7 protein-coding genes and 1 pseudogene are annotated in these 6,273 nt (G+C 19.2%); 1 reads left to right on the top strand and 7 read right to left on the bottom strand.

What is annotated here, in order from left to right; genetic code table 11:
* Positions 1-105: 105 nt before the first annotated feature.
* From cgtA to rplM, 6 genes are all read right to left on the bottom strand, one after another.
* A complete protein-coding gene (cgtA, locus tag GJT98_RS02250) occupies positions 106-1,119 on the bottom strand; it encodes an Obg family GTPase CgtA (protein WP_168821413.1) in 1,014 nt (337 codons plus the stop codon).
* Between the two features lie 83 nt (positions 1,120-1,202).
* Positions 1,203-1,460, bottom strand: coding sequence for a 50S ribosomal protein L27 (rpmA, locus tag GJT98_RS02245; protein ID WP_168821411.1), 258 nt, complete (start codon positions 1,458-1,460; stop codon positions 1,203-1,205).
* An 11-nt stretch (positions 1,461-1,471) separates the two neighbouring features.
* A complete protein-coding gene (gene rplU, locus GJT98_RS02240; RefSeq protein ID WP_168821409.1) occupies positions 1,472-1,789 on the bottom strand; it encodes a 50S ribosomal protein L21 in 318 nt (105 codons plus the stop codon).
* Positions 1,790-1,874: 85 nt separating this feature from the next.
* Positions 1,875-3,143: a UDP-N-acetylglucosamine 1-carboxyvinyltransferase gene (gene murA, locus GJT98_RS02235; RefSeq protein ID WP_168821407.1), complete on the bottom strand. Its 1,269-nt coding sequence runs from the start codon at positions 3,141-3,143 to the stop codon at positions 1,875-1,877.
* Positions 3,144-3,287: 144 nt separating this feature from the next.
* The gene (rpsI, locus tag GJT98_RS02230) at positions 3,288-3,686 is read right to left on the bottom strand and encodes a 30S ribosomal protein S9 (RefSeq protein ID WP_168821404.1); all 399 of its coding nucleotides are present in this window, start codon (positions 3,684-3,686) and stop codon (positions 3,288-3,290) included.
* 25 nt (positions 3,687-3,711) lie between these two features.
* Complete coding sequence (rplM, locus tag GJT98_RS02225; RefSeq protein ID WP_168821402.1) at positions 3,712-4,134, bottom strand: 50S ribosomal protein L13; 423 nt, start codon at positions 4,132-4,134, stop codon at positions 3,712-3,714.
* Between the two features lie 283 nt (positions 4,135-4,417).
* Here rplM and GJT98_RS02220 point away from each other — a divergent pair.
* Positions 4,418-4,888 (top strand): annotated as a pseudogene (locus GJT98_RS02220) (arginine repressor).
* Between the two features lie 42 nt (positions 4,889-4,930).
* Here the strand turns inward: GJT98_RS02220 and serS are convergent.
* Complete coding sequence (serS, locus tag GJT98_RS02215; RefSeq protein WP_168821400.1) at positions 4,931-6,214, bottom strand: serine--tRNA ligase; 1,284 nt, start codon at positions 6,212-6,214, stop codon at positions 4,931-4,933.
* Positions 6,215-6,273: the final 59 nt, after the last annotated feature.

The raw sequence follows: 6,273 nt of genomic DNA, 5'->3' as shown, positions 1-6,273 counted from the left end.
TTTATAATCCAAATTAAATAAAATTAAAATTAATATAATTATTTAATAAAAAAATATAATTAAACTATATAAATATTTTATGTAATTATTAGAGAAAATAATTTTTTATTTTTTAAAATATTTTAAAATATCTACATATAATGTATTTATACCAATATTTTTTTTAGATGAAATTAAATAAATTTTTTTTATAAATTTATATTTTATTAAAATTTTATTAATATCAAATATTAAATCATCCTTAGTACTTAATAAATCAATTTTACTAAAAATTAACCATTGTTCTTTTAAAAGAATTTTTTTGTTATATTTTATCATTTCAAATTTAATAATATCTATAGCATTATAGATATAATATTTATTTTTAATAAATGATAAATCTATAAAATGTAATAATAAATTACAATATTTAAAATGTTTAATAAAATTTAATCCAAATCCTTTACCAACTGAAGATTTTTTAATAATACTAGGTACATCTAATATTGAAATAAAAGAATTATGTAATTTATTTTTAATAACTCCTAAAATAGGTTTTGTTGTTGTAAAATAATAATTACCAATTTTAGTATTAGCAGAAGATATTTTTTTAATAAATGTTGATTTACCTGAATTAGGTAATCCTAAAACACTTATATCTGCCTTTAAAATAAATTCTAATTTTATTTTTTTTTTTTGTCCTAAACTACCTTTAGTTCTTTTAAATGGAGTTCTATTTATAGAAGATTTAAAATTAATATTTCCTAATCCACCTTCTCCTCCTTTTGCAATTAAAAAAATTTGTTTATTTTTTTTTAAATTTATAAGAACTAAATTTTTTTTAACATCAATAATTTTAGTACCTATAGGAACTTTAATAATAAAATCTTTACCATTTTTTCCTGTACGTTGATAACTTTGTCCTCGAAATCCATTCTCAGATATATAATTATTTTTATAATGAAAATTATTTAAATTATTAATATTATTATTAGATATAAAATATATATTTCCTCCATTTCCTCCATTTCCTCCATCAGGACCTCCTTTAGGAATAAATTTTGCACGATAAAAACTAATACATCCATCTCCTCCTTTACCTGCTTTAATATATATAATTACTTCATCAAGAAATTTCATTATAACTCCACTTTTTAAAAATATATATTTTATATCTAATAATAATTCATTATTTAATTAAAATTAAAAATTAAATATAATTATTATATATTAATAATATTAATATATTTTTTTTTCTTAATTCCTTTATTAGTAAATTTAACAATCCCATTTATTTTAGCAAATAAAGTATGATCTTTACCACATCCTACATTATTTCCAGCATGAAATTTATTACCTCTTTGTCTTATAAGAATAAAACCTGGTTTTACTCTTTCTCCTCCAAAACATTTAATACCTAATCTTTTAGAATGTGAATCTCTACCATTTCTAGAAGATCCTCCAGCTTTTTTATGTGCCATAAAATACTCTCTTATATTAAATATTTAATTTTAAGAATTTTTATATTAGTAAATAATTGACGATGACCTTGTATTTTACGAAAATGTTTTCTTCTACGAAATTTAACTATTTTAATTTTTTTATTCTTTCCATGTAATATTAATTGTGCTATTATTTTTGCTCCTGGAATAATAGGTTTTCCTAAATTTAATTTATTTTGATCATATATCATTAAAATATTTTTAAATTCAATTTTATCTCCAATTTTCCCTATAATTTTTTCTAGTTTTATGATTTGTCCTTGAATAACTTTATATTGTTTACCACAACTATCAAAAACAGCATACATTGATTTTAATCCTTATAAAATAATTTAAAATAAAATTATTGATAAAATAAAATATAATAAATTTATAAAAAATATTTAATTTAAATTAAATTTTATTATTTTTTATTCTTGTAATGTTAGCACCTAAAGAAATTAATTTATTTTCTATATCTTCATATCCCCGATCAATATAATTTATATTATTAATAATAGTTATTCCTGTTGCAATACATCCTGCTAAGACTAAACTTACTGATGCTCTTAAATCTGTAGCTTTAATTTTTGCACTATAAAGTGATTTAACTCCTTTACAAAATATTTTATTATTTTTTTTAAAAATATTTGCACCCATTTTAATTAATTCATGTATATGTAAAAAACGATTTTCAAAAACAGTTTCTGTTACTATACTTTTACCTAAAGCAATACAATTTAATAAAGTAAATTGAGGTTGCATATCAGTAGGAAAATTAGGATATGGTCCTGTAATAATATTAACTGCTTTAAGTTTTCTATAAGTCATATTAATACTACACCAATCTTTACCTGTTTTTATTTCTGCTCCAGCAGATTTTAATTTTTTTAAAACTATACCTAAATTTTTAGGATTAGTATTTTTACATAAAATATTTCCTTTAGATATAGCTGCAGCTATTAAAAAAGTTCCTGTTTCTATTCTATCATCCATTATAGTATAAATACCTCCTTTTAATTTTAAAACACCCTTAATTATTATTTTATTTGTTCCTGCTCCTTTTATATTAGCACCCATAGTATTTAAAAAATTAATTAAATCTTTTATTTCAGGTTCTTTTGAAGCGTTATCAATAGTAGTTATATTATATGCATAAATTGCAGCTAAAATAATATTAATTGTAGCTCCTACACTATTTTTTTCCATTATAATATGGGAACCCTTAAAATTTTTATCTATAGATGCGATAATATAATTATTTTTAATATTAATATTTGCACCTAATTTTTTTAAATTTTTAATATGTAAATCAATAGGTCTTTTACCAATCGAACAACCACCAGGTAAAAATAAATTTATTTTTTTAAAACGTACTAATAAAGGACTTACTAACCAAATTGAAGCTCTAATGGATTGTATTAAATTTTTTGGTAAATTATAATTTTTATATAAATGACTTGCATTTATTTTTAATGATTTACCATTTTTTATTTTTACTCCTAATTCTAAAAGTAATTTAATTGTTATATTTATATCTTTTAGCTTAGGAATATTTTTAATTTCTACTAATTCATCTATTAAAAGTGATGCAAATAAAATTGGTAAAGCTGCATTTTTAGAACCAGAAATATTAACAACTCCTTTTAATTGTACTGGACCTTTTATTCTAAATTTATCCATTTTTTTCTCTGAAAATATTAATTAAAATATTAAAATAAATAAAATAAATATAGATTATAATATTTAATAAATTTATTGAGATAAATAAAAAGTTTTGCTGTATTTTATAAAAAAATAATTTATAAAATTAATAAAACTATAATTTTAACGTTTAGAAAATTGAGGACTACGTCTAGCTTTTTTAAAACCTACTTTTTTACGTTCTACTTTACGAGCATCACGTGTTATAAAACCTGCTTTTTTTAAATCTTTTCTAAAAAGAATATCATATTTTATTAAAGCTCTTGTAATTCCATGCCTAATTGCTCCAGCTTGTCCTGAAATTCCTCCACCTTTAACAGTAATATATAAATCTAATTTATCATGCATTTTAATTAATTCTAGAGGTTTCATTATCATTATACGATGTGTATTTCTAGAAAAAAAAATATTTATATTTTTTTTATTAATATTAATATCTCCGTTACCTTTTTTGATAAAAACTCTAGAAGAAGAACTCTTTCTTCTTCCTGTTGCAGTATATTTATAATTAATTTTTTTCATAGAATTTATATCCTTAATAATATAATTAAATATTTAAAATATTTTGTTTTTGAGCTACATGATTATGTTTTATACCAGTATAGATTTTTAATCTATTTAACATTAATATTCTTATTTTGTTTTTAGGTAACATACCTTTTACGGAATGTTTAATTATTTTACAAGGATTTTTAATAATTAATTTGTCAAATGATATTTTTTTTAATCCTCCAGAATAACCACTATGACTAAAATAAAATTTATTTTTTTTTTTATTACCTGTTATTTTAATTTTATTCGCATTTATAACTATAATATAGTCACCTATATCAATATGAGGTGCATATAAAATTTTATGCTTTCCCATTAAATAATGGGCTATTATAGTAGATAATCTTCCTAAAATTTTATTTTTTGCATTTATAAGATGCCACTGACGATTAAAATTATTTTTTAATAAAATACTCATTTTATATATATATCCAAAATATAAGTAATTAATAAAGTTATATAATTTATTTATTTTTAAATTTTTAATAAAAAAATATAAATTTTTATTAAAGTATGATAATATAGTTATATTATAAATGCAATTAGTCTTTTTGTTTGAGTACTGTATACTTTAGTAGTATCTAGAAATTATTTTTATTTTAAATAATAAAAATTATTTTAATAAAATTATTATTCAAAATAATAATAATTATTTTTTTTAAAATAAATGATATTTTTCTTTTATTTTTATGATTAATTTTATGAGTATAATTTATATAAAAAAAGCTAATTTAATTAAAATATTTAAAAATTTAATAAAAAAGAAAAATTTGGTAATAAAACAGAAATTGTACGTGTTTAAAAAGAGAAATTTCATATTATTAATCAATCTAAAGTATTTAGAATGTTAACAAAATTTGGAGTATTAAGAATTAGAAATACTAAAATGGAAATGATATACTGTCTTCCTATAGGAAGATTAGGTGCACTATAACTAGTCATTAAAAGATTTAGTAATAGATATTGATTATAATGATATTCTAATTATTATTCATATTAACTCCTGGAGTAGCTTAAGCTTAATTAATAGTTTATTTATTAGATTCTTTAGATAAATCTGAAAGCGTACTAGGGGTACGGGTACAATTGCTGGAGATAATACTATTTTTATAGTAACTACTCGTTTATTTAAAACTATTAATCTATATAATTCTATACAAAATTTTTTTTAACAAAAATTATAATATAAAAAATTATTTAGTTATTAAATTTTTTTATTTTATATGCGTTAGCCCTTGCATATATGGTTGCAAAATTTTAGGTATTTTAATAGATCCATTTTTAAGCTGATAATTTTCTATAATTGCTGCTAATGTTCTTCCTACTGCTAGTCCTGAACCATTTAAAGTATGTATAAAAGTCATTTTTTTATTTTTTATTTCTCTATATCTAGCTTTTATTCTTCTAGATTGAAAATCTAACATATTAGAACAGGAAGAAATTTCATAATACTTATTTTTTGAAGGGAACCATACTTCTAAATCATAAGTTTTACTTGATGAAAAACTCATATCTCCTGTACATAACAATACTCTTCTATACGGTAAATTTAATAATTGTAATATTTTTTCTGCATGATCAGTAATTTGTTCTAAAGATTGGATGGAATCTTGAGGTTTTACTAATTGTACTAATTCTACTTTATCAAATTGATGTGTACGTATTAAACCTTTATTATATTGCCCATATGAACCAACTTCAGATCTAAAACAAGGACTATGAGCAACATATTTAATTGGTAATTTTTTTTCTTCAATAATTTGGTTATATACTAAATTTGTTAAAGGTACTTCCGCTGTAGGAATTAAAAAATATTCACATGTATTAGAATTTTTAAAATTTTTTATATGAAAAAGATCTTTACTAAATTTTGGTAACTGTCCTGTTCCATATAAAGTTTTTTTTTTAACTATATAAGGAACATAAACCTCTTTATAATGATGTTGATTTATATGAATATCTAACATAAATTGAATAAGTATTCTATGTAAATATGCTATTAATCCTTTTAATACAATAAATTTTGATCCACTTAAATTAACACCTGCTTCTATATCAATACCTTTATTTAAAATACCTAATTCTACATGGTCTTTTATAGGAAAATCATATTTAATTATTTTACCCCATTTTTTTATTTCTTTATTTTCATTATAATTATTTCCTATAGGTACATCTTCTAAAGGAAGATTTGGTATTGTAATATAAATATTATTTATTTTGTCTTTAATATTATTTAATAAAATTTTATATTTTGATATCTGATTATTAATATTAATTACTATTATTTTTAATTCAGATATATTATTAATATTTTTTTTAGCTAAAATTTTAGATATTTTATTTTTTTTTATTTGTAATTTTTCTATTTTTATTTGAAAATTTTTACGTTCTTTTTCTAATTTATTAATAAGATTAATATCTAAATAAAAATTTCTTTTTTTCAAAATTTTATATACATAATTAATATTATTACGTAATAAATTTATATCTAACATAATATTTCCTATTTTAAATAAATAAATTTATATGTTTATTAACATAAATTTATTTTAAA

It is taken from the genome of Enterobacteriaceae endosymbiont of Donacia sparganii (assembly GCF_012569045.1).
In the GTDB taxonomy this organism is placed as follows: Bacteria; Pseudomonadota; Gammaproteobacteria; order Enterobacterales; family Enterobacteriaceae.
This window is presented reverse-complemented; position numbering and strand designations above follow the sequence as displayed.

Excerpts from the sequence above, each read along its gene's own strand:
- cgtA (WP_168821413.1), bottom strand. The coding sequence starts at position 1,119 with ATGAAATTTCTTGATGAAGTAATTATATATATTAAAGCAGGTAAAGGA.
- rpmA (WP_168821411.1), bottom strand. The coding sequence starts at position 1,460 with ATGGCACATAAAAAAGCTGGAGGATCTTCTAGAAATGGTAGAGATTCA.
- rplU (WP_168821409.1), bottom strand. The coding sequence starts at position 1,789 with ATGTATGCTGTTTTTGATAGTTGTGGTAAACAATATAAAGTTATTCAA.
- murA (WP_168821407.1), bottom strand. The coding sequence starts at position 3,143 with ATGGATAAATTTAGAATAAAAGGTCCAGTACAATTAAAAGGAGTTGTT.
- rpsI (WP_168821404.1), bottom strand. The coding sequence starts at position 3,686 with ATGAAAAAAATTAATTATAAATATACTGCAACAGGAAGAAGAAAGAGT.
- rplM (WP_168821402.1), bottom strand. The coding sequence starts at position 4,134 with ATGAGTATTTTATTAAAAAATAATTTTAATCGTCAGTGGCATCTTATA.
- serS (WP_168821400.1), bottom strand. The coding sequence starts at position 6,214 with ATGTTAGATATAAATTTATTACGTAATAATATTAATTATGTATATAAA.